This window comes from Cellulomonas sp. PhB150, from assembly GCF_003755175.1.
In the GTDB taxonomy this organism is placed as follows: Bacteria; Actinomycetota; Actinomycetes; order Actinomycetales; family Cellulomonadaceae; genus Cellulomonas.
Window position 1 is genome coordinate 1,101,534 of record NZ_RKHX01000001.1, and the last position, 21,703, is coordinate 1,123,236.

Consider the following 21,703-nt stretch of genomic DNA (forward strand, 5'->3'; position numbering starts at 1 on the left):
CGCAGATCCCATCACAGCCCGCCCACACGACGCGTCAGGCGTCGGGGTGCGGCCAGGCGTTCGCGACGCACGGCGCCACCCGGTACGACTGCTGCTGCATCACCGGCGCGAGCCGGCCCGCACCCGGGCACCCCTGGTGGGGGTGGCCGAGCAGGTGGCCGACCTCGTGGCTGACGACGTAGTGGCGGTACAGCGTGCGGTCGTCGAACTCGTCGGTCGCCCGCACCCACCGCTTGAAGTTGATCGTCGCGTGCCCGCCGCGCCCGCAGGAGACCTCGCCCGCGGTCCGCAGCGGCGCGCACATCTCGTCGACCTTCTCCGGCGAGGCGAGGACCACCCGGAGGTCCGCCGTCCCGTCGGTCCGCGCGAACGAGAGCGACCCGTCGGCGCCCCAGCCGCGCCGGTCGTTGAGGGTGGCCATGACGAACCGCGCGAAGGCCTCGCCGTCGACCGGCAGCCCGTCCTCGACCTCGACGCGGACCTCGCGGACCGTGCCCGTGCCGGGCCCTGCGTCGGTTCCCGGGACGACGACGAGGTCGCCCGACGCCGAGTCGGCCACGTCGGTGCCGAGCAGCCCCGAGTCGACGTCGGCCTGCGTGAGGCCCGGCGGCAGCGTGGGCGTGGATGTAGGCGTGGATGCGGGTGTGGATGCGGGTGGTTGCGCGGCCGCGACGTCCGGGGCCGACGACGACGCCGTGGCGGCCGTCGCGGACGGCTCCACCGCCGGTCGGGTCGTCGTGGCAGGGACGACCTGCGCGGCGTCGCTCGTGCGGGGCCGCAGCGCGGTCGCGGTCAACGCGCCCGCGACGAGGCCGACGGCCACGACGACCGCGGGAGCGCCCAGCAGCCAGCGCCTCGAGTGCGGACGCGAGTGCCTCCGGTCGGGCGGACCGGGCACCCCCGGCGCGTCCGAGGCGTGGGATCCCACGGATGTCACCCCGCCATCGTGACATCCCTGTCACATCCCGTGGCTACCATCGCGGCATGACGGCGGCCGCGAGCGCACCGGGGCAACGGCCCCGCAGCCCCCGCATGGCTCGGGACGAGCGGCGCGCGCAGGTGCTGCGCATCGCCCAAGAGCTCTTCTCCTCCGAGGGGTTCCACCACGTCTCGATGGACGACATCGCCGAGCGCGCCGAGGTCTCCAAGCCCGTCCTCTACCGCCACTTTCCCTCCAAGCTGGACCTCTACCTCGCGGTCGTCGACCAGCGGGGCACGGACCTGCTCGCCGCGGTCGAGGCCGCCGTCCAGCCCGTCGAGAACGGGCCGGTGTCGCCGGGCGACGGGCGGGCGGTCGTCGCGGCCATCGTGCGGGCCTACATGGCGTTCGTGGAGACCGCCGGCGAGTCGTCGGCCCTGCTCTTCGAGTCCGACGTCACGCACGACGCCGACGTGCGGGCCCGGGTCGAGCACGCCTCCTCGGAGACCGCGCGCAGGATCGCCGCGGTCCTGGCCCCCGTCACCGGCCTGCCGGCCGAGGACTGCGACATCCTGGCGGTCGCCCTGATCTCGCTCGCGCAGGGCGCCGCGACGCACCGGTACCGCCAGCCGGACGACGAGGGGCACGAGCACGCCGCCGAGCTCGTCACCCGGCTGGCGTGGGCCGGCGTCCAGGGGCTCATCCGCGCCGACTTCGAGTACACGACCCCCTGACACCCGCTCCGGAGCGGGTCCGTTCGCCGTGCGCGGACGGAGCCGAACCCGGCGCGACGACGACCTAGGATCGAAGCAGCAGCGGCAGGTGCCGCGCGTTCGGCCAGAACAAGGAGCTCATGGTGGAGATCACGATCGGGGTGCAGAACCTGCCGCGAGAGATCGTGCTGGAGTCGGACCAGTCGGCCGAGGAGGTCGCGGCCGCGGTCGCCGCCGCCCTGGCGGGTCGTCCGGCCCTCGAGCTCGTCGACTCGCGCGGGCGCCACGTGATCGTGCCGACGGCGTCGCTCGGCTACGTGGAGATCGGCGCGGAGACCAAGGGCCGCGTCGGCTTCGGCACCCTCTGACAGCCAGCAACGACGAAGGGGACGGCCCGCGGGCCGTCCCCTTCGTCGTTGGTGCTCAGGTCAGGGCGTGAGCCCCAGGCGCGACATCCGCCGGGTGTGCTGCGCGGTGAGCTCGCCGAACACCTTGCCCGGCGCGTTCGCCGGTGTCGTCGCGGGCGTGCCCGACTCGACCGCGGCGCGCGCGTCGGACCGGGCGAGCAGGCGCCCGAGGGCAGGCCGCTGCGTGAGCAGCCCCTGCACGACGCCGAGCGCCTCCCCCACGAGCCGGCGGCCCCACAGCGCCAGGCGCGACGTCAGCACGCCGTCCTCGGCGCCGGCCGCGTCGAGCTCGGTCACGGCGAGGTCCGCGTGCGACGCGTCGTCGAGCACCTCGAGGACGAGGGCGCGCGAGCGCTCGTCGAGCCCGTCGGCCGCCAGGCGGCAGAAGTCGTCGGCCACGCCGTAGCCGACGTAGGCCTTGAGCAGCCGCTCCCACCACGTGCTGGGCTCGGTCCGCGCGTCGAAGTCCGTGAGCACGTCGGCGAACTGACGCAGCGCGGACTCCGGGTCGCCACCCAGCTCGACGATCCGGCCGAGCACCCGGTCACGGCGCTCGACGGCCGCGGCGGCGAACCTGCTGAGCGCGAGGCGCTGGGCGATGCTCGGCGCGATCGCCGAGTCGCTCGCCAGCCGCACGAACGCGGTGTGCTCGAGGTGGGCCACCAGGCCGAGCAGCTCCACCGCGTCGGCGCTCTCGCCGGCGCCGGCGGGGCGGTCGGCGGAGGACTGCGGTGCTGCGTCGGGGCGTGTGGTCGTCATCCGGCGCATCGTAGTCGCGTCCTCGGTGAGGAGACATCGGGCGGCGTGCGGACGTCCGCGGCGAGGCGCCACAGGGCGCCGGCGGCGGGGTCCGATAGAGTGGGCCCGTACAACGGTTGCCCGGTCGTCTCGGTTTTCCGGTCTGACGACCATCCCGCGTAGCCCCGGACCTCCTCGACGGAGGGCTCGGAGGAGCTCGCGGGACGACTTTCACGATCGGCTGCCGGCCAACTCGAGTGACGACGACCGCTGTCGCCCGGGATTGACCGACGTCCTCGTCGGCCCCGGACAGCGCGCGGCGCGCCACCCTTCGCAGTGAAGAGTCGACCGTGACCACCACCGATCCTGAGATCGAGTCCACCGAGGCCTCTGCCCTCGCCGCCCCCATGTCGCGCCCGCTGAAGAGCACGTACTCCTCGGTCCAGGCCGTCGACGCGTCGTTCTCCGACTTCGACGTGCGCCCCGAGATCGTCGCCGCGCTCGCCGCCGCGGGCATCACCCACCCGTTCCCCATCCAGGCCATGACGCTGCCGGTCGCCCTCGCGGGTCACGACATCATCGGCCAGGCCAAGACGGGTACCGGCAAGACGCTGGGCTTCGGCGTCCCGCTGCTCAACCGCGTCCTGGCCCCCGGCGAGGACGGCTACGACCAGCTCCTCTCGCCCGGCAAGCCGCAGGCGCTCGTCGTCGTGCCGACCCGCGAGCTCGCGGTCCAGGTGGCCGGCGACCTCGCCACCGCCTCGGCCGGGCGCTCCGTGCGTGTGGTGCAGGTCTACGGCGGCCGCGCCTACGAGCCCCAGATCGCCGCGCTGAACAGCGGCGTCGACGTCGTCGTCGGCACGCCGGGCCGCATGATCGACCTGCTCAAGCAGCGTCACATGGACCTGTCGTTCGCCAAGACGGTCGTCCTCGACGAGGCCGACGAGATGCTCGACCTGGGCTTCCTGCCCGACGTCGAGACCCTCCTCGCCGCGACGCCCGCCTCGCGCCACACGATGCTGTTCTCGGCCACCATGCCGGGCGCCGTCGTCGCGATGGCCCGCCGGTACATGACGCAGCCGACGCACATCCGCGCGCAGGACCCAGACGACGACGGCCGCCAGACGGTCAAGAACATCAAGCAGGTCGTCTACCGCGCGCACGCGCTGGACAAGGTCGAGATGGTGGCCCGCATCCTGCAGGCCAACGGCCGCGGCCTGACGATCGTCTTCGCGCGGACCAAGCGCACCGCCGCGAAGGTGGCCGACGACCTCGTCGAGCGCGGCTTCGCCGCCGGCGCGCTGCACGGCGACCTCGGCCAGGGCGCCCGCGAGCAGGCGCTGCGCGCGTTCCGGCACGGCAAGGTCGACGTGCTCGTGGCCACCGACGTCGCCGCGCGCGGCATCGACGTCGAGGACGTCACGCACGTCATCAACTACCAGTGCCCCGAGGACGAGAAGACGTACCTGCACCGCACCGGCCGCACCGGCCGCGCGGGCAACAAGGGCACCGCGGTCACGTTCGTCGACTGGGACGACATCCCCCGCTGGGGCCTGATCGACAAGGCGCTCGGCCTCGGCATCCCCGAGCCCGTCGAGACGTACTCCAGCTCGCCGAACCTCTACGAGGACCTCGACATCCCGAGCGGCACCAAGGGCCGCCTGCCCAAGTCGCAGCAGACCCGCGAGGGCCTGGGCGCCGAGAAGCTCGAGGACCTGGGCGAGACCGGCAAGCGTGGCGGCGGCGCCCGCCCGGCCGGTGGCGACCGTGGCCCGCGCCAGGGTGGTCGTGACTCCGGCGGCCGCGACGGTGGCCGTGACGGCGGCCGTGACGGCCGTAGCCGCTCCGCCGAGCCGCGCCGGTCCGAGGCCGCCAAGCCCGCGACCAACCCGGCACCGCGCTCGGACGCCGCACAGGCGCCGTCCGCCGACGGCGAGGCCCGCACGGGCGCCCGCCGCAGCCGCAACCGCCGTCGCACGCGCAGCGGCCGCCCGACCGAGGGCGGCGCGCCGGCCCAGTCGGCCGCCGAGTAACCACCGCACCACGAAGGGGCGCCCGCACACCGCGGGCGCCCCTTCGCGCTACCCGGGGCCGGCGCTGCCGTCCGGCTACCCGGGGCCGGCGCTGCCGCCACCGAGATCGACCCTCCGGCGCGAGACCGACCGTCCCGGACGGTCGGTCTCGAGCCGCAGGGTCGTTCTCGAGCGAGCGGGGGCGCGGGCGGCGGGGCGCGGGCGGCGGGCGGCGGCTCGGGTCAGGCGGCCTGGACGAAGGCGGTGACCGCGTCGGCGATGAGCTGGACCGCGATGGCGGCCAGGAGCAGGCCCGCGATGCGGGTGACGAGGATCGTCCCCGAGTCCTTGAGCACGCGGTGGATCACGTTGGCGAACCGCATCGAGAGGTACAGGCAGACGTGCACGGCCAGGACGCCGAGCGCGATGGCGGTCCAGTCGGCGACGGTCCCGTCGGACTGCTGCACGAACACCATGGTCGCGACGATCGCGCCGGGACCGGCCAGGAGCGGGGTGCCCAGGGGCACGAGCGCGACGTTGACCTTCGAGTTCCCCGACGGCTGCGGATCCTCCGCCTTGCCCGTGAGCAGCTCCATCGCGATCAGCAGCAGCAGCAGGCCGCCGGACGCCTGCAGCGCGGCGAGCGAGATGTGCAGGTAGTTGAGCAGCTGCTGGCCGAAGATCGCGAACGACACGATCACGCCGAACGCGACGAGGATCGCCTGCCGCGCGGCCCGGTTGCGCTGCTTGCGCGTCATCGCACTGGTCAGCCCCAGGAAGATGGGGACGGTTCCGGGCGGGTCCATGATCACGAACAACGTGATGAAGACGGACCCGAACAACCGCGGGTCCAGCACGTCGCTCACCCTCGGATCACCTCGCTCTTGCCTTGCTCCTCGATCGCCGCCAGGACGTGCGGCTCGGTGAGATTCTCCCCCAGCCGGTTGGCCTTCCCGGACCCGTGGTAGTCCGACGAGCCCGTCATGAGCAGCCCGAGCCGCGTCGCGATGCCGGTGAGCCGCTCCCGCTGGTGCTCGGAATGGTCGCGGTGGAACACCTCGATGCCCCCCAGGCCCGCCTCGGCGAGCTGGTCGAAGACCGCGTCCGGCACGATGCGCCCGCGTGCGTCCGCCCCGGGGTGGGCGAACACAGGCACGCCGCCGGCGGCACGGATGGCCGCGACGGCGTCGGGCGCGTCGGGCGCGTAGTGCGGCACGTGGTAGCGGCCGTCGGCGCGCAGCAGGTCGACGAAGGCGACGTCGCGGCTGGGCACGATGCCCCGGGCGACGAGCGCGTCGGCGATGTGGGGACGCCCGACGACGACCGCGTCCTGCGACTGGTCCAGCACGTCCTGCCACGTGATCGGGTGGTCGCGCGCGAGCAGCTCGACGATCTGCTGCGCACGGTGCAGGCGCGCGTCGCGCGTGCGGTCCAGCTCGGCGACCAGCGCGGGGTGCTCGGGGTCCTGCAGGTAGCTCAGCAGGTGCACCGAGATTCCCCGCGAACGCCCCGAGACCTCGGTGCCGCGCACGAGGGCGATGCCCTGCGCGCGAGCAGCCGCGGCGGCCTCGTCCCAGCCCGCGGTCGTGTCGTGGTCGGTCAGCGCGACGACGTCCAGCCCCGCCGCGGCGGCCTCGGCGACGACCTGCGCCGGGGAGCCCGTGCCGTCGGACGCGGTGGAGTGGGTATGCAGATCGATGCGCACGGTCCCCCACGCTATCGGCCCGCGGTCCGCTCCCCCGCCCGCCGCCGGTGCGACCGAGGAGCAGGCGACCGGGAGGCGGTGGGAAGATGGGGGGATGAGCCAGGACGTGACGCCCGAGACCAGTTCCCCCGAGTCCGAGCAGCCGCTGGCTGACCGCGGGTCCAACCGGGCCCAGCGGCCGGGGTCGGCGGAGTTCGTCGCCTGGATCACGTCGGGCTGGGGCGAGCGGCCCACGTCGGGCGCCACGCGCAGCCCCGCGGCCGACCGCACCGCGTCGCGCCGCAGCGCGCTGTCGGGCCAGTTCCCCGGCGATCGCCTCGTCGTCCCGGCCGGCACATTCAAGGTCCGGTCGAACGACACCGACTACCGGTTCCGCCCGCACTCCGCGTTCGCGCACCTCACGGGCCTGGGCGCCGAGCAGGAGCCCGACGCGGTGCTCGTGCTGCACCCCGTCGAGGACGGCGCGGGCGACGACGGCAGCGGCCACCACGCCGTGCTCTACGTCCGCCCGCTGGCCGGTCGCGACACCGACGAGTTCTTCTCGGACTCCCGCTACGGCGAGTTCTGGGTGGGCGCCCGCCCGACCCTCGAGGACCTCGAGACGACGACGGGCATCTCCACCCGGCACATCGACGAGCTCCGCGACTCGCTGGCCAAGGACGTCGGCGCGGACGGCGTGCAGGTGCTCGTGGTCCCCGGCGCCGACGAGAGCGTGGAGGCGGTCGTCGAGGAGATCCGCGCCGCCGAGGCCGCGGGCGAGCGCGACGAGAAGCTCGCGGAGGCGCTGTCCGAGCTGCGCCTGATCAAGGACGCGTACGAGATCGAGCAGATACAGCTCGCGGTCGACGTGACGATCGAGGGCTTCGTCAAGATCGTCTCCCGGCTCCCCGTCGCGCAGGAGCACGCGCGCGGCGAGCGGGTCATCGAGGGCACGTTCGTCGGGCATGCCCGCCAGGAGGGCAACGCGGTCGGCTACGAGACGATCGCGGCCGCCGGCGAGCACGCCACCACGCTGCACTGGACCGACAACGACGGCCCCGTGCGCGCAGGCGAGCTCGTCCTGATCGACGCCGGCGTCGAGGTCGACTCGCTCTACACCGCGGACGTCACGCGCACCCTGCCGGTCGACGGCACCTTCACCGAGGTCCAGCGCCGGGTCTACCAGGCGGTCCTCGACGCCGCCGACGCCGCGTTCGCGGTCGCCGTGCCGGGAGCCCGGTTCCGCGACATCCACGCCGCGGCGATGGAGGTCATCGCGCACCGGCTGGCCGACTGGGGCCTGCTGCCCGTCACGGCCGAGGAGGCCCTCGACCCGGAGAAGCAGCACCACCGCCGGTGGATGGTGCACGGCACGAGCCACCACCTGGGCATCGACGTGCACGACTGCGCGCTGGCCCGCTCCGAGCTCTACCTCGACGCCGTGCTCGAGCCCGGCATGGTGTTCACCATCGAGCCCGGCCTCTACTTCAAGTCCGACGACCTGCTGGTCCCGGCGGAGTACCGCGGGATCGGCGTGCGGATCGAGGACGACGTCCTGATCACGGCGGACGGCAACGTCAACCTGTCTGCCGCCCTGCCGCGCGACCCGGACGCGATCGAGGCGTGGATGGCCGACCTCATCCAGTAGGTCGAAGGGCAGGGTCGTCGACCGTCACCTCTGCGAACGGGCCACCAGGGCCCCGGAGCAGGAGGCCGACATGGACCCCGCACCCCTCGCGCTGCTGCACTCGCGCGCGTCCACGATCATCATCGCCACGAGTGCGTTCCCGGCGGCGCCCGTCATCGAGCAGGGCCCGAGCCGACTGCGCGAGATCGACTCGCTCGCGTGGCCGCGTCGGCTGAGCCGGCGCCAGCGGCGCCTCAGGACTGCGGCGGCGCGGGAGGCTGCGTCGGCGTCTCGTGACCGCCCGCTGCCTCCGGACCCGGTGCGCCGGCCGGTCCCGGGACGCCGCCGTCCGGCGCCGGCCTGACGTCGGGCGCGGGCTGCGTCGGCACGCTCGACGGCCAGCCCGACGTGACCCCGCCGACCCCCTGCAGCAGGTGGCGCGCCTGGTGCGCCTTCTCGGAGGCGCACAGGACCGCGTACGACGAGGCGACGATCTGGCTCGACGACGTGAAGTCGCGGCGACCGCGCGTGAACGCGTACGTGAGCACGGAGAAGAGCAGGCCGAACGCGCCGCCGATGACGATCGACGGCAGGAACGGGCTCGGCCCGTCGCCACTCGCGAACAGCGTGAGCACGAGGCCGACGAACAGCCCGAACCACGCCCCGGTCGCGAACCCACCCGACGCGACGCGCGGGTAGGACAGCTTCCCGGTCACGCGCTCGACCATCCGCAGGTCCGCGCCGACGATCGTCAGCAGCGGCACGGGGAACTGCTTCTCGGCCAGCACCTCGACCGCGCGCTGCGCCTCGAGGTAGGTGCCGTAGGTCGCCACGGTCTCGCCCTGCGGCAACGTCGGCGTGCGCGGGATGCGGGCGGGGCGGTTGAACGACATCCCCCGATCCTCCCTGGCTCGCGGACCGCACGCCAGGGCACTCCCGCCCTGCACGCCGATCGGCGCGCATGCGTCTACTCTGACCCACGTGAGCAGCGTCGGGACCAGGGTGTTCGTCGCGCGCCTTGCCGGGACGACCGTCTTCGACCCCTTGGGTGACCAGGTCGGGCGGGTGCGCGACGTCGTCGTGCTGATCCGGCCCAAGGGCGCGCCGCGAGCCGTCGGCCTCGTCGTCGAGGTCCCCGGCAAGCGCCGCGTCTTCCTGCCGCTCACGCGTGTCACCGCCATCGACGCGGGCCAGGTCATCTCGACCGGCCTGGTCAACATGCGCCGGTTCGAGCAGCGCGCCTTCGAGACGATGGCGGTCGGCGAGCTGCTGGACCGCACGGTCGAGTTCGTCGACGGCACCGGCTCGGCCACGATCGAGGACGTCGCGATCGAGCTGCAGCGCACGGGCGACTGGCTCGCCACCAAGCTGTTCGTCCGGCGCCACACGCCCGGGCACCGCGGCCTGCTGCGCCGCCGCGGCGAGACCACGCTCGTCGAGGTCGGTGAGGTGACGGGTCTCTCGGGCGGCACCGCCGCCCAGGGCGCCGAGCTGCTGCTCGCGCAGTACGAGGACCTCAAGCCCGCCGACCTGGCCGACGTGCTGCACGACCTGGGCAGCACGCGCCGCCTCGAGGTCGCCAGCGCGCTCGACAACGACCGCCTCGCCGACGTGCTCGAGGAGCTGCCCGAGGACGACCAGGTCGCGATCCTGCAGGGCCTGGCCCTCGGCCGCGCCGCCGACGTGCTCGAGGCCATGGAGCCGGACGACGCCGCCGACCTGCTGGGCGAGCTGCCCGACGACCAGGCGGCCGAGCTGCTCGAGCTCATGGAGCCCGACGAGGCCAAGGACGTGCGCCGGCTGCTCGCGTACGAGGACAACACCGCGGGCGGTCTGATGACCACCGAGCCCGTGATCCTCGGCCCCGAGACGTCGATCGCCGCGGCGCTCGCGCACGTGCGCCGCCAGGACCTGACGCCCGCGCTCGCGTCGATGGTGTTCGTCACGCGCCCGCCGCTGGAGACGCCGACCGGGCGGTTCATCGGGGTCGTCCACCTGCAGCGGATGCTGCGTGAGCCCCCGCACGAGTCGATCGGCTCCTACGTCGACACCGACATCGAGCCGATCCTCGTCGACGCGCCGCTCATGACCGTCACCCGCCGCCTGGCCACGTACAACCTGCTCGCGCTCCCCGTCGTCGACGCCGAGAAGCGGCTGCTGGGCGCCGTCTCCGTCGACGACGTCCTCGACCACCTGCTGCCCGAGGACTGGCGCGAGGCCGACGACGACGCCGGCGACGGCGAGCAGCAGAGCGTGGGGGTGCGCCGTGGCTGACCGCCTCGACCAGCCGCGCTCGACGCGGCGCACGATCATCCCCCGTCCGCGCCGCGAGGAGGACGCCGCCGGACGCCTCTCGGAGTCGATCGCGCGGTTCCTCGGGACGCCCACGTTCATCATCTGGCTGACGATCTTCTGCATCGCCTGGATCGCGTGGAACACCCTGATGCCCGAGGACCTGGTGTTCGACCGGGCGTCCAACGGCTTCACGGCGCTGACCCTCATGCTCTCCCTGCAGGCCTCGTACGCGGCGCCGCTGATCCTGCTCGCGCAGAACCGCCAGACCGACCGCGACCGCGTGCAGTTCGAGCAGGACCGGCAGCGCTCCGAGCGCAACCTCGCCGACACCGAGTTCCTCGCCCGTGAGGTCGCCGCGCTCCGCATCGCGCTGTCGGAGGTCGCGACCCGCGACTTCGTCCGGTCCGAGCTGCGCAACCTGCTCGAGGAGATGCGCGAGGACCGCGAGGAGCAGGACGAGGGCACCGAGCGCAGCTCCTGAGCCGGACGGCCCACGGGGCACGCCCGCGCGCGACCTACGATGGGCCCATGCCTGAGCTGACCGACGACGCCCTCGTCGCCGCCGTCCGAACCGCGCTCGACGCGGTGCTCGACCCCGAGATCCGCCGGCCGATCACCGAGCTCGGCATGGTCCGCTCGGTCGAGGTGACCGCCGGGACGGCCGTCGTCGGGATCGACCTGACGACGCCCGGCTGCCCGCTCAAGGAGACCCTGACGCGCGACGTCACCGGCGCCGCGGTCGGCGTCCCCGGCGTGAGCGACGCGCGCGTGGTGATGGGCGTGATGAGCCCCGAGCAGCGCGGGGCGCTGCGCACCCTGCTGCGCGGCACCGACGCCGAGCCGACGATCCCGTTCGCGCAGCCCGGATCGCTCACCAAGGTCTTCGCCATCGCGTCGGGCAAGGGCGGGGTCGGCAAGTCGTCCGTCACCGCGAACCTGGCCGTCGCGATGGCCGCCGACGGGCTGCGGGTCGGCATCGTCGACGCCGACATCTACGGCTTCTCGATCCCCCGCATGCTCGGCGTCACGCGCCAGCCGACGCGGGTCGACGACATGCTGCTGCCGCCCATCGAGCACGGCGTGAAGGTCGTCTCGATCGGCATGTTCGTGCCGCCGGGCCAGCCGGTCGTGTGGCGCGGCCCGATGCTGCACCGTGCGCTGCAGCAGTTCCTCGCGGACGTCTTCTGGGGCGACCTGGACGTGCTCCTGCTCGACCTGCCGCCAGGCACCGGGGACATCGCGATCTCCGTCGCGCAGCTGCTGCCCGGCTCGCAGATCGTCGTCGTCACGACCCCGCAGCTCGCTGCCGCCGAGGTCGCCGAGCGCGCCGGGTCGGTCGCCGTGCAGACGCGGCAGCACGTGGTCGGCGTCGTCGAGAACATGGCGTGGCTCGAGCAGCCCGACGGCTCGCGCCTGCACCTGTTCGGCGAGGGCGGTGGCGAGCGCGTCGCGACCAGCCTGACGAAGCTCACGGGCACGGACGTGCCCGTCCTCGGTCAGATACCCCTGGACGTCCGGCTGCGCGAGGCCGGGGACGCCGGCACGCCCGTCGTGCTGACCGACCCCGACTCCCCCGCCGCCCAGGCGCTGGTGGAGGTCGCCCGTTCGCTGACCGCGCGCAAGCGCGGGCTGGCCGGGATGGCGCTGGGGCTCACGCCGACCGGTCGCTGACCGCGCCCGGCCTGCCGGTCGGCGCCGGGGCGCGGCTGAGGTCCTCGTGCAGGGCGAGGAAGACCGAGTAGGGCTGCCCGTCGGGGTCCGGCGGCCGCGACGCGTACTCCTGGAACAGGTCGTTGAGCCGCTCGCGCAGCTCGTCGTGCGCGGCCGCGTCGAGGCGCAGGCCGAGGCGGACGCTCATCATCGCGTCCGGGTCCGGCAGCAGGGCGACCTCCTGCAGGAACGCGTCGATGAGGACGCGGGTCTGGCCCGCCATGCTCGGCGAGCGCCACGACCGCCGGGTCGCCCGGTAGGGCACCTCCCGCGCGCCGCGCGCGCCGCGTCGGGCCGGATCCGCGGCGAGGAAGCCGCGGTCGACGAGCGTGCGCACGTGGTGCAGCACGCTCGCGGGGTTGCGATCCAGCCGCGCGGCGATCTCGCGGTTGGTCTGCGGGTCGTCGAGACACATCCGCAGGATGCGGAGGCGGACGATGGACGCGAGCGCTCGGGCGTCGGCGTCGGGGTCGTCGGTGATCTCGGCAGCGCTCACGGCCTCATCGTCGCCGACCGATCGGGAATTCTCAATGGCGTGTCGCTAAGTGATTGACTTTCCCCAATCACTTGCCGCACGCTGTGCCGGTGAACGACGCACGCCGCTCCCTGGTCCACCACCCCGACTTCCGCCGACTGTGGACCGGTGACGCCCTCGGCCAGCTCGGGGCGCAGCTGACGTACCTCGCGCTGCCCGTGTTCGCGGTCAAGCACCTCGAGGCGACCGAGTGGCAGATGGGCGCGCTCACGGCGGCCGAGACCGCCGCCTTCCTCGTCATCGGGCTTCCCGCGGGCGCGTGGGTCGACCGGATGCGCAAGCGTCGGGTGCTGATCTTCTCCGACCTCGTGCGCGCGGCCGTGCTGGCGGTCGTCGTCGTCGCGGCGTTCACCGACCACGCGACCATGCCGCTGCTGATCGTCGCCGGCCTGGTCATCAGCGCGGCGTCGGTGTTCTTCGACGTCGCCCACCAGAGCTACGTGCCGGGCCTGGTCGGCATGGAGCACATCGTCGAGGGGAACTCGAAGCTGCAGGCCACCCAGTCGGTGGCCCAGGTCGCCGCGCCCGCCATCGGCGGCGCGCTGCTGCGGGTGGTCACCGCGCCCGCGCTCATCGCCGTCAACGTCGTGACGTACCTCGTCTCAGCGTTCGCGGTCGCGCGGATCCGGCACCGCGAGGAACCGCCCTCCCCCGAGTCGCGCCGCCCGTTGCGCACCGAGATCGCCGAGGGCATGCGGTTCGTCGTGCACCAGCCGCTGCTGCGCCGGATCGTCGCGTGCACCGGGCTGTCGAACTTCGGCAGTGCGATCACCAACGCCGTGTTCGTGATCTTCGCACTGAGGACGCTCGGGCTGAGCACGGCCGCGTTCGGCACCGCGATGTCGGCGTCCGCGATCGGCGGGCTGCTCGGCGCCGTGAGTGCCGACCGGTTCGCCCGCTGGATCGGCGAGGCCCGCGTCATCCCCATCTCCGCGCTGGCGTGCGTGCCCGCCGTCGCGCTCACCCCGCTCGCGGGCCACGCCGGCCTCCCGACCCAGACGCTCATCATCGTCGGCGGGTTCACGCTGTCCTTCTGCGTGGTGGTCTACAACGTCGCGCAGGTGAGCTTCCGCCAGCGGGTCTGCCCGCCGGCGCTGCTCGGCCGGATGAACGCGTCGGTGCGCTTCATCGTGTGGGGCTGCATGCCGATCGGTGGCCTGCTGGGCGGCTGGCTCGGCACCCACCTGGGCATCGAGCCGACGCTGTGGATCGCCGTCGGCGTCACCGGCGCGGCCACGCTGCCCGTGCTGCTCGGCCCGTTCCTGGGCATGCGGGACCTGCCGGGAGCGCCCGACGAGGCACCGGACGACGAGGCGCCCAGCGCTCCCGACGACGGGGCACCCGACGAGACGACGGTCGCCGCCGCCTCGACGGCACCCGCCGAGGCCCCGCGCACGTCACCGGTCGACTGACGCCCTCACAGGTCGTACTCGACCACCAGCGGAGCGTGGTCCGAGAACCGCTCGGCGTACGTCGCGGCACGGTCCACCGTCGCGCTCACCGCGGCGTCCGCGAGCTCGGGCGTCGCGAGCTGGTAGTCGATGCGCCAGCCGGCGTCGTTGTCGAACGCCGCCCCGCGCCAGGACCACCACGTGAACGGGCCGGGACCCTCGCCGCCGAGCTCGCGGCCGAGGTCCCGCCAGCCCAGGTCGTCGAACCAGCGGTCCAGGTAGGCCCGCTCGCGCGGGAGGAACCCGGCCGACTTCAGGTTGCCCTTCCAGTTCTTGATGTCCGCCTCACGGTGCGCGATGTTCAGGTCGCCCGCGACGACGGCGTAGCCGCCACCCTCGGCGATGTCCGCGACCCGGGACGTGACGTGGTCGAGGAACGCGTACTTCTCGTCCATCGACGGCTGGCCGACCGTGCCGGAGTGGATGTAGGTGGAGACCACCGTGACGCTGCGGGCGGGGGCCCCCTCGTGCGCGGCGAGCTCGAGGTCGGCCTCGACCCACCGGCCGGTGTCCCCCGTGACCCCGGTCTTCAGCCCGATCCGCACCGCGCTCATCGGCAGGCGCGACGCGATCGCGACGCCCGAACGCCCCTTGGTCTCGCTCGCCTCGTGCGCGAGGTGCCAGCCCTCGGCGGCCAGGTGGTCGGCGAGGATCTCGTCGGAAGCACGAACCTCCTGGAGCAGCAGCACGTCCGGCGTGCGCTTCTCGAGCCAGGTGTCCATCCCCCGGCGGAAGGCGGCACGGATGCCGTTGACGTTGACGCTTGCGATCGTGAGCACCCGCTCATCCAACCCCACGCCACCGACACGGGGCGCCGCCGCTCAGCCGACGACGAGCGCCGCACGCCGGAGCAGCACGTGCGCGCTCACTCCCCCCGGTACGCCGCCTCGAGTGCCGCGATGTCCAGCTTCACCTGCGTGAGCATCACGGCCGTCGCCCGCGCGGCCCCCGCCGGATCGGCGTCGGGCGCCAGGGTCAGCTCGATGAGTCGACGCGGCACCACCTGCCAGGACAGCCCGAACCGGTCGGTCAGCCAGCCGCACTGCACCTCTTCGCCCCCGCCCTCGAGCAGCGCGTCCCAGTAGCGGTCGACCTCCTCCTGGGTGTCGCAGTCGACGACCATCGAGAACGCCGCGTTGAGCTTGAGGTGCGGCCCCGCGGACAGCGCCTCGACCGGCTGCCCGTCGAGCAGGAAGTGCACGACGAACGGGTCACCCTTCGCCACGCCCGGCATGTCCGCCGGGGCGTGCAGGACGTCGACGATCGAGGAGTTCGGGAAGATCGAGACGTAGAACTGCGCGGCTTCGAGCGCGTTGTCGTCGAACCAGAGGTGCGGGTGGACGATGCCCATGACGGGCCCCCTTCGGCCGGGCCGGGAACGAGGACCGCCCCCGGGGAAACCCCCGAGGGCGATCCTCGTCGTTCCGCGACGGTCAGGCCAGGCCCGCGGCCCGCTCGGCCGAGTCGACGACGTTGCTGAGCAGCATCGCGCGGGTCATCGGGCCCACGCCGCCGGGGTTGGGCGAGACCCAGGACGCGACCTCGAGCACGCTCGGGTCGACGTCGCCGACCACGCGGCTGCGCCCGGTCTCCTCGTCCACGATGCGCGAGACGCCGACGTCGATGACGACCGCGCCGGGCTTGACGATCTCCGAGGTGATGACGCCCTGCACGCCCGCCGCCGCGATGATGACGTCCGCGTTGCGGGTGTGCTCGGCGAGGTCCTCGGTGCCGGTGTGCGTGAGGGTGACGGTCGCGTTGACCTCGCGCCGGGTGAGGAGCAGGCCGATGGACCGGCCCACGGTCACGCCGCGCCCGACGACGACCACGTCGGCGCCGGCCAGCGAGATGCCGTGCCGCTCGATGAGCTCGATGATGCCGCGCGGCGTGCACGGCAGCGGGCTCGTGACCGGCTCGTTGACGCGCAGGACCAGGCGGCCCAGGTTCGTCGGGTGCAGGCCGTCGGCGTCCTTGTCGGGGTCGACGAGCTCGAGCACCCGGTTGGTGTCGATGCCCTTCGGCAGCGGCAGCTGGACGATGAACCCGGTGCAGGCCGGGTCCTCGTTCAGGCGCCGCACCGCGGCCTCGATCTCCTCCTGGGTGGCCTCGGCGGGCAGGTCCTCGCGGAGCGAGGCGATGCCCACCTCCGCGCAGTCCTTGTGCTTGCCCGCCACGTACCACTGCGAGCCCGGGTCCTCGCCGACGAGCAGCGTGCCGAGCCCGGGCGTGATCCCCCGCTCGGCCAGGGCCGCCACCCGGGAGGTCAGCTCGGCCTTGATGCTCGCCGCGGTCGCCTTGCCGTCCAGGACCTGTGCCGTCATCTCAGTACTGCTCCAGGCCCGAGTACAGCGGGAACGCGTTCGCGAGCTTGGCGACGCGCGCACGGAGGGGCTCGACGTCGACGGCCTCGCCCGCGACGAGCGCCTCCGCGATGATGTCGGCGACCTCCGTGAACTCGGCGTCACCGAAGCCGCGGGTGGCGAGCGCGGGGGTGCCGATCCGCAGGCCGGACGTGACCATGGGCGGGCGCGGGTCGTTGGGGACCGCGTTGCGGTTGACCGTGATGCCGACCTCGTGCAGGAGGTCCTCGGCCTGCTTGCCGTCGATCGCTGCGTCACGCAGGTCGACGAGCACCAGGTGGACGTCGGTCCCGCCGGACCGGATCGAGATGCCCGCACCGGCGACGTCGGCCGCGGTGAGGCGCTCGGCCACGATCTGCGCGCCCCGGACCGTGCGCTCCTGGCGGTCCCGGAACTCGGGCGTGCCGGCGATCTTGAACGCGACGGCCTTCGCGGCGATCACGTGCATGAGCGGGCCGCCCTGCTGGCCGGGGAACACCGCCGAGTTGATCTTCTTCGCCAGGTCGGCGTCGTTCGTGAGGATGAAGCCCGAGCGCGGGCCGCCGATCGTCTTGTGCACGGTCGAGGAGACGACGTGGGCGTGCGGCACGGGCGACGGGTGGATGCCCGCCGCGACGAGGCCCGCGAAGTGCGCCATGTCGACCCACAGGAGCGCGCCGACCTCGTCGGCGATCGCGCGGAACGCGGCGAAGTCGAGCGTGCGCGGGTAGGCGGACCAGCCCGCGATGATCACCTTGGGCTTGTGCTCGACGGCGAGCCGGCGCACCTCGTCCATGTCGACGAGCGACGTGGTCGGGTCCACCCCGTAGGCGACGATGTTGTACAGCCGGCCGGAGAAGTTGATCTTCATGCCGTGCGTGAGGTGGCCGCCCTGGTCCAGCGCCAGGCCGAGGATCGTGTCGCCGGGCCGGGCGATCGCGTGCAGGACCGCGGCGTTGGCCGTGGCGCCGGAGTGCGGCTGGACGTTGGCGAACTCGGCGCCGAACAGGGCCTTGGCGCGGTCGATCGCGATGGTCTCCGCGATGTCGACCTGCTCGCAGCCGCCGTAGTAGCGGCGGCCGGGGTAGCCCTCGGCGTACTTGTTCGTCAGCACGGAGCCCTGCGCCTGCAGGACGGCCCGGGGGACGAAGTTCTCGGAGGCGATCATCTCGAGCGTGGACTGCTGGCGGGCCAGCTCGCCGTCGAGGACGGCGGCGATCTCCGGGTCGAGCTCGGAGATGTTCTGGTCGAGGAGGGGCGTGTTCTCGGGGCTCATGCAAGCTCCTTCGGCAGCGTGCGGGTGCTGGATGGTCCGGCACCGCGCACTCGGTTGGGGACCGGTGTGGTGGTGACCGGGGGCCCAGGCGTCCGACCCGTTGGTCCTGCTGCTCGTCGCTCCCCGGTGGTAACCCACCCGTTGCGCCAGTCACGACATCGCACACAGTAGCAAGCCGGCACCGCGGGCCACACCTCAGATGTAGCCGCCGAGACCCTTCGGAGCGCCCGCCGCGTCGTCCGCCGGGGCGGGCGCGCTCGCGCGCAGGAGCAGGTCGGATCCGTGCGACGCGGTCGTCGTCGCGAGCCACCGGATCCCCGACACCGGGCACTGCAGGAGGACGCCGGGCCGTCCCGTCGGCAGCAGGTCCGAGACGGGGACCCGCGCGCCGCCGAGGTGCGCCGAGCCGTAGGCCAGCGCGAACGGGCCGACGAGCGCGTCGGACTCCCAGCACCGGCAGACCTGGGCGCCCGCGAGCCGCGCGACATCCTCGTCGGCCTCACGCCTCCGGACCTTCGACGCGTCCCGGTGGCGAGTGAGTCGGAGCCCGGCACCGAGACCCAGCACGCTGCCGCCCACGATCGGGACGAGCCACAGGATCGCGTGCACCCCGGTACCCACCTCCCGGCCGGCGACCGCACCGTCGAGCCCGATCCCGACCAGGACTCCGACGGTGAGCCCGACGAGCAGGCCCAGGGTCGGCCACGCGCGCACCTCGGTCAGGGACGACCCCGTCGCACCGCGACGCTCGTCGAAGCGCAGCCCCTCGATGCTCGACCAGACCTTCTCGTCGGTCTCGCTCATGCTCGGGACGAGCCGCACGAAGCGCCGCGCGAGCCGGCCGGCTCCGATCCCCAGAAGGAGGGCGACCGGGCTCTTCAGCGCCATGCCCAGCACGGCGCCCGCCGCGCCGCAGACCCACGGCACCACGCGACCGGCCATGCTGATCGCCGGCCTCGTGCGTGCGGCGAGCTCGTCCAAGGACGCCGCGGCCGGACTGGTCCGTCGCACCGCCGCGGCCAGGAGAGCCGCGCCGGCGTCGTCGCCGCGCCCGAGCAGGTGATCGATCGTCAGTCGGGTCGTCGCTGCGTCCTGGACGGGTCGCGGCGACATGGCACGCAGCGCGTTCGCCCACCCCATGACGGTCCCGACGGCCTCCGGGGCGTTCGTCCTGCTGCGTCCGGCGACCGACCCGGCGGCGGCGCGACTCATCGTGAACGTCGTGCGGACGCCGTGGTCGACGACGACGCTGCGCCACGCCTCGTCCGCCATCCCGGCCTGCCCGACGCTCTCCGCGGCGATCGCCAGGACGTACAGGAAGCGCACCCGCAGAGCAGGCGGGACGTGGGGGCCGACCGCGACCAGAGCCGAGAACGCGGCGACGTCGCCGCGGCACGAGCGCGCGCCGAGCGCGAGCACCCCGTCCATGGACTGCGGGCCCTCCGGCGCGACCTCGTGCGCACCGATCTCGGCCAGGGCGCGCAGCGTCGCCTCAGGATCGCGCCGCAGGTAGGCGGCGTTGGCACGCAGGGAGGCCGTGCGCTCCGGGGCCGCGCCCGAGGTCCGCGCCAGCACCTCCATCAGCTCGACGTCGTCGACCGCGTCGGCGGACTGCGCCCAGTCGAGCACCATGGCAGCGAGGTCGTCCCCGGTCGGACGCGTCGCCGCCTGCGTCGGCGGAGCGAAAGGGTCGAATGGCATGTCACTCACGTCGGCATCCGGGATGGTCGGCTTGAGCAACCGAGTCCGGCCCGGACCGACGATCCGCTGTGCGCGGACCCGATTCGCGGCTACGCTCTGCCGGATCGTCCGACAGTCGAGGAGGCCTGCCGTGGCCAGACGTGCCCGCTGGATCGCTGCGTCGCTCGTCGCAGCTCTGCTCGCCACCCTCGGACTCGTCCTGGCGCCGTCGGCGAGCGCCGCCGTGAAGACCTTCGTCAGCGTGATCCCGCCGTCGTACGCGCTGTCCACCGCCACCGTGAAGTTCAGCGGCACCGTCTACCCGGCGCTCGGCCAGAAGGTCAGCGTCCAGCGCAAGGACGGCAGCAGGTGGGTCACGGTCGACACCGCGAAGGTCTCGCGGTCGTCGGCGAAGTTCTCGGTCGCGTACAAGGCCAAGCCCGGCAAGAAGTCGTTCCGCCTGGTGGTCGCCAAGACGTCCCAGTCCACGTCCAAGACGCAGAAGTGGACGACGTGGACGACCGACGGGGTGAAGTACAAGTCGTACATCGCGCGCGCCCGCTCCTACATGAAGGCGTACTGCCCGCGCACCCCGATCTTCGTCAGCACCAACCTCGTCGACTCGTACACGGTCGGCATGGCGACCGAGAAGTACGCGTGGGTCAGCACCGTGGCCGGCAAGAAGACCTACACCTGGCAGCACCAGATCCACCTGCAGGGCGGGATGACGAAGGCCGAGCTGCGGCACGTCGCGCTGCACGAGTGCGCGCACGTCGTCCAGTTCCGGCGGCTCGTCAAGGGTCCCGAGGCCCGCGAGAAGGCGGAGCGCACCACCGCCAAGGTGTTCAAGGCCCGCGCGGGCGAGTACGGCGACGGCAACGAGCGGCAGGCCGACTGCATGGCGATCGTGATCACCAAGAAGAAGCAGTACGGCGGCTACACGCAGTACTGCGGCGGGGCGCGCGCGACCTCGGCGAAGGCGCTGTGGAAGGCCTACGGCAAGAAGTACCAGGCGCCGGTCTACACGTTCACACGCTCGTCCTGACCCGTCGCTGACCGGTCACGTCGCGTCACGTCGCGTCCCACAGCCGGCGGTAGAAGGCGATCCGCTCGGCGTCGGGGTCGACGCCGTACGCCTCGTAGACGACCGGCGCGAAGCCCGGGCCGTAGTTCCACTCGGTGCTCCACGCCGCGATGGCGAGGTCGGCCCACCGGTCGGCCGTGCCGAGGGTCCCGAGGTCGACGTGGGCCGCCCACGTGCCGTCGTCGGCCAGCAGGGTGTTGGGCGCGCACGCGTCGCCGTGGCAGACGACGAGCACGTCGACCGCGGGCGCCTCGGCGACCAGCTCTGCCGACGAGCCCGCCCGGCGGACCCGGGAGGCGACGCCCCAGTCGAACGGGCACTCCGCCACGGGCAGCGCGTCGTGCAGGGCTCGCAGGCCGGCGCCGATCGCCCGGGCCGCGACCGCCGGCTCCGCCACCCAGCGCGGGTCGACCGCACTGCGGGCCGGGATCGCGCGCGTCACGAGCCACGAGCCCTCGTCGTCGGACCCGTGCTCGAGCACCTCGGGCACCGGCGTCCACGCGGCGGCCCAGCCCAGGCGCGCGGCCTCGGGTGCGAGGTCGGTCGGAGCCCACTTGAGGTAGCGGTCGGCCGCCCGGAACGTCAGCCCGCCGGCCTCGTTCGCCCACACGGGCTCGAGCGCGTCGCCGCGCGCGAGGCGGGCGACGGCCGCGGGCACGTCGACCGGGCCGTCCGGGCGGCCGGACAGCTCGCGCACCTGCTCGTCAGGCGTCGGGGTCGCCGAGCGTCTTGCGCAGGAACGCGTACGTGAGGTCGCCCGCGGTCTGGTCGTGCTGGTGCTCGTAGCCGTGCTTGGCGTACAGGGCCAGGTTCTGCACCGAGTCACGCCCGGTGAACACCCAGACCTCCTCGATGCCGTCGGGCAGGTACGGGAGGATCGCGAGCAGCATCTGCGTGCCGAACCCGAGCCCCTGCAGGTCCGGGGCCACCGCGAAACGGCCGAGCGTCGCCTTGGAGCCCTCGATGAGCACGCGGATGGAGCCGACCATGCGGTGCCCGTACCAGCCGCCGAGCGTGATCACGCCCTCGGCCTGCAGGTCCTCAGACAGCTCTCCGAGCGTCTGGGTCAACGGCGGGATGTGGGGGTCGCCGTACTGCTGGGCCTCGGTCACGAAGGCGGCGCGGCGCAGCGTGAGCAGCTCACCCACCTCGTCGAGGGTGACCGGGCGGATGTCGAGGTCGGCCTGCGTCATGACCCCATCGTGTCAGCCCGGCGCGCGGGTGCACGACTCC

General features: G+C 73.4%; 22 protein-coding genes and 1 riboswitch. Of the genes, 9 read left to right on the forward strand and 13 right to left on the reverse strand.

What is annotated here, in order from left to right; genetic code table 11:
* Positions 1-34: 34 nt before the first annotated feature.
* On the reverse strand, positions 35-937 hold the full coding sequence (locus EDF34_RS05095) for a DUF3152 domain-containing protein (protein ID WP_123370202.1): 903 nt from the start codon (positions 935-937) through the stop codon (positions 35-37).
* 47 nt (positions 938-984) lie between these two features.
* On the opposite strand from EDF34_RS05095, the gene EDF34_RS05100 reads away from it, so the two are divergent.
* Together EDF34_RS05100 and EDF34_RS05105 are read left to right on the forward strand one after the other, a co-directional pair.
* Positions 985-1,653: a TetR/AcrR family transcriptional regulator gene (locus tag EDF34_RS05100; protein ID WP_123370203.1), complete on the forward strand. Its 669-nt coding sequence runs from the start codon at positions 985-987 to the stop codon at positions 1,651-1,653.
* A gap of 122 nt (positions 1,654-1,775) precedes the next feature.
* Positions 1,776-2,000 (forward strand): DUF3107 domain-containing protein, encoded by a 225-nt coding sequence (locus EDF34_RS05105; RefSeq protein ID WP_118766019.1) that lies wholly within the window; start codon positions 1,776-1,778, stop codon positions 1,998-2,000.
* A gap of 60 nt (positions 2,001-2,060) precedes the next feature.
* Here EDF34_RS05105 and EDF34_RS05110 read toward each other — a convergent pair whose 3' ends face one another.
* Positions 2,061-2,798 carry a ferritin-like fold-containing protein gene (locus EDF34_RS05110; protein ID WP_123370700.1) on the reverse strand — a complete coding sequence of 246 codons (738 nt, stop codon included), beginning with the start codon at positions 2,796-2,798 and terminating at the stop codon, positions 2,061-2,063.
* Between the two features lie 386 nt (positions 2,799-3,184).
* On the opposite strand from EDF34_RS05110, the gene EDF34_RS05115 reads away from it, so the two are divergent.
* Entirely contained in the window at positions 3,185-4,810 is a 1,626-nt protein-coding gene (locus tag EDF34_RS05115; protein ID WP_123370701.1) for a DEAD/DEAH box helicase, read from the forward strand.
* Between the two features lie 221 nt (positions 4,811-5,031).
* Here the strand turns inward: EDF34_RS05115 and EDF34_RS05120 are convergent, their stop codons facing one another.
* Together EDF34_RS05120 and EDF34_RS05125 are read right to left on the reverse strand one after the other, a co-directional pair.
* Positions 5,032-5,655: a MarC family protein gene (locus EDF34_RS05120; protein WP_123370204.1), complete on the reverse strand. Its 624-nt coding sequence runs from the start codon at positions 5,653-5,655 to the stop codon at positions 5,032-5,034.
* The gene (locus tag EDF34_RS05125) at positions 5,652-6,494 is read right to left on the reverse strand and encodes a PHP domain-containing protein (RefSeq protein WP_123370205.1); all 843 of its coding nucleotides are present in this window, start codon (positions 6,492-6,494) and stop codon (positions 5,652-5,654) included. Before EDF34_RS05125 ends, EDF34_RS05120 begins: the two co-directional genes overlap by 4 nt.
* Positions 6,495-6,588: 94 nt before the next feature.
* Here EDF34_RS05125 and EDF34_RS05130 point away from each other — a divergent pair, with 94 nt between their 5' ends.
* Entirely contained in the window at positions 6,589-8,121 is a 1,533-nt protein-coding gene (locus EDF34_RS05130; protein WP_123370206.1) for an aminopeptidase P family protein, read from the forward strand.
* Between the two features lie 233 nt (positions 8,122-8,354).
* Here the strand turns inward: EDF34_RS05130 and EDF34_RS05135 are convergent, their stop codons facing one another.
* Positions 8,355-8,993, reverse strand: a complete 639-nt coding sequence (locus tag EDF34_RS05135; RefSeq protein WP_123370207.1) for a general stress protein — start codon at positions 8,991-8,993, stop codon at positions 8,355-8,357.
* 88 nt (positions 8,994-9,081) lie between these two features.
* Between EDF34_RS05135 and EDF34_RS05140 the strand changes: the two genes are divergently transcribed.
* The 3 genes from EDF34_RS05140 to EDF34_RS05150 are packed head-to-tail and all read left to right on the forward strand — an operon-like array spanning position 9,082 to position 12,066.
* On the forward strand, positions 9,082-10,374 hold the full coding sequence (locus EDF34_RS05140; RefSeq protein WP_123370208.1) for a magnesium transporter MgtE N-terminal domain-containing protein: 1,293 nt from the start codon (positions 9,082-9,084) through the stop codon (positions 10,372-10,374).
* Positions 10,367-10,876, forward strand: coding sequence for a DUF1003 domain-containing protein (locus tag EDF34_RS05145; RefSeq protein ID WP_123370209.1), 510 nt, complete (start codon positions 10,367-10,369; stop codon positions 10,874-10,876). Before EDF34_RS05140 ends, EDF34_RS05145 begins: the two co-directional genes overlap by 8 nt.
* A gap of 47 nt (positions 10,877-10,923) precedes the next feature.
* On the forward strand, positions 10,924-12,066 hold the full coding sequence (locus EDF34_RS05150) for an Mrp/NBP35 family ATP-binding protein (RefSeq protein WP_123370210.1): 1,143 nt from the start codon (positions 10,924-10,926) through the stop codon (positions 12,064-12,066).
* On the opposite strand, the gene EDF34_RS05155 is transcribed toward EDF34_RS05150, so the two are convergent.
* Positions 12,047-12,601, reverse strand: coding sequence for a transcriptional regulator (locus tag EDF34_RS05155; protein ID WP_123370211.1), 555 nt, complete (start codon positions 12,599-12,601; stop codon positions 12,047-12,049). The genes EDF34_RS05150 and EDF34_RS05155 overlap by 20 nt on opposite strands.
* 89 nt (positions 12,602-12,690) lie before the next feature.
* Between EDF34_RS05155 and EDF34_RS05160 the strand changes: the two genes are divergently transcribed.
* A complete protein-coding gene (locus EDF34_RS05160; protein WP_233575187.1) occupies positions 12,691-14,052 on the forward strand; it encodes an MFS transporter in 1,362 nt (453 codons plus the stop codon).
* Positions 14,053-14,057: 5 nt separating this feature from the next.
* Here the strand turns inward: EDF34_RS05160 and EDF34_RS05165 are convergent, their stop codons facing one another.
* From EDF34_RS05165 to EDF34_RS05185, 5 genes are all read right to left on the reverse strand, one after another.
* Positions 14,058-14,870, reverse strand: a complete 813-nt coding sequence (locus EDF34_RS05165) for an exodeoxyribonuclease III (protein ID WP_123370213.1) — start codon at positions 14,868-14,870, stop codon at positions 14,058-14,060.
* Positions 14,871-14,956: 86 nt separating this feature from the next.
* Complete coding sequence (locus EDF34_RS05170; protein WP_123370214.1) at positions 14,957-15,442, reverse strand: VOC family protein; 486 nt, start codon at positions 15,440-15,442, stop codon at positions 14,957-14,959.
* Between the two features lie 82 nt (positions 15,443-15,524).
* Positions 15,525-16,412 (reverse strand): bifunctional methylenetetrahydrofolate dehydrogenase/methenyltetrahydrofolate cyclohydrolase, encoded by an 888-nt coding sequence (locus EDF34_RS05175; RefSeq protein WP_123370215.1) that lies wholly within the window; start codon positions 16,410-16,412, stop codon positions 15,525-15,527.
* 1 nt (position 16,413) lies between these two features.
* On the reverse strand, positions 16,414-17,706 hold the full coding sequence (glyA, locus tag EDF34_RS05180; RefSeq protein ID WP_123370216.1) for a serine hydroxymethyltransferase: 1,293 nt from the start codon (positions 17,704-17,706) through the stop codon (positions 16,414-16,416).
* Positions 17,707-17,781: 75 nt separating this feature from the next.
* Positions 17,782-17,870, reverse strand: a riboswitch (ZMP/ZTP riboswitch).
* Between the two features lie 31 nt (positions 17,871-17,901).
* Positions 17,902-19,407: a hypothetical protein gene (locus EDF34_RS05185; protein ID WP_123370217.1), complete on the reverse strand. Its 1,506-nt coding sequence runs from the start codon at positions 19,405-19,407 to the stop codon at positions 17,902-17,904.
* 130 nt (positions 19,408-19,537) lie between these two features.
* Between EDF34_RS05185 and EDF34_RS05190 the strand changes: the two genes are divergently transcribed.
* Positions 19,538-20,431 (forward strand): hypothetical protein, encoded by an 894-nt coding sequence (locus tag EDF34_RS05190; protein ID WP_123370218.1) that lies wholly within the window; start codon positions 19,538-19,540, stop codon positions 20,429-20,431.
* Between the two features lie 25 nt (positions 20,432-20,456).
* On the opposite strand, the gene EDF34_RS05195 is transcribed toward EDF34_RS05190, so the two are convergent.
* Together EDF34_RS05195 and EDF34_RS05200 are read right to left on the reverse strand one after the other, a co-directional pair.
* Positions 20,457-21,167 carry an aminoglycoside 3'-phosphotransferase gene (locus EDF34_RS05195; protein ID WP_123370219.1) on the reverse strand — a complete coding sequence of 237 codons (711 nt, stop codon included), beginning with the start codon at positions 21,165-21,167 and terminating at the stop codon, positions 20,457-20,459.
* A 7-nt stretch (positions 21,168-21,174) separates the two neighbouring features.
* The gene (locus EDF34_RS05200; RefSeq protein ID WP_123370220.1) at positions 21,175-21,663 is read right to left on the reverse strand and encodes a GNAT family N-acetyltransferase; all 489 of its coding nucleotides are present in this window, start codon (positions 21,661-21,663) and stop codon (positions 21,175-21,177) included.
* Positions 21,664-21,703: the final 40 nt, after the last annotated feature.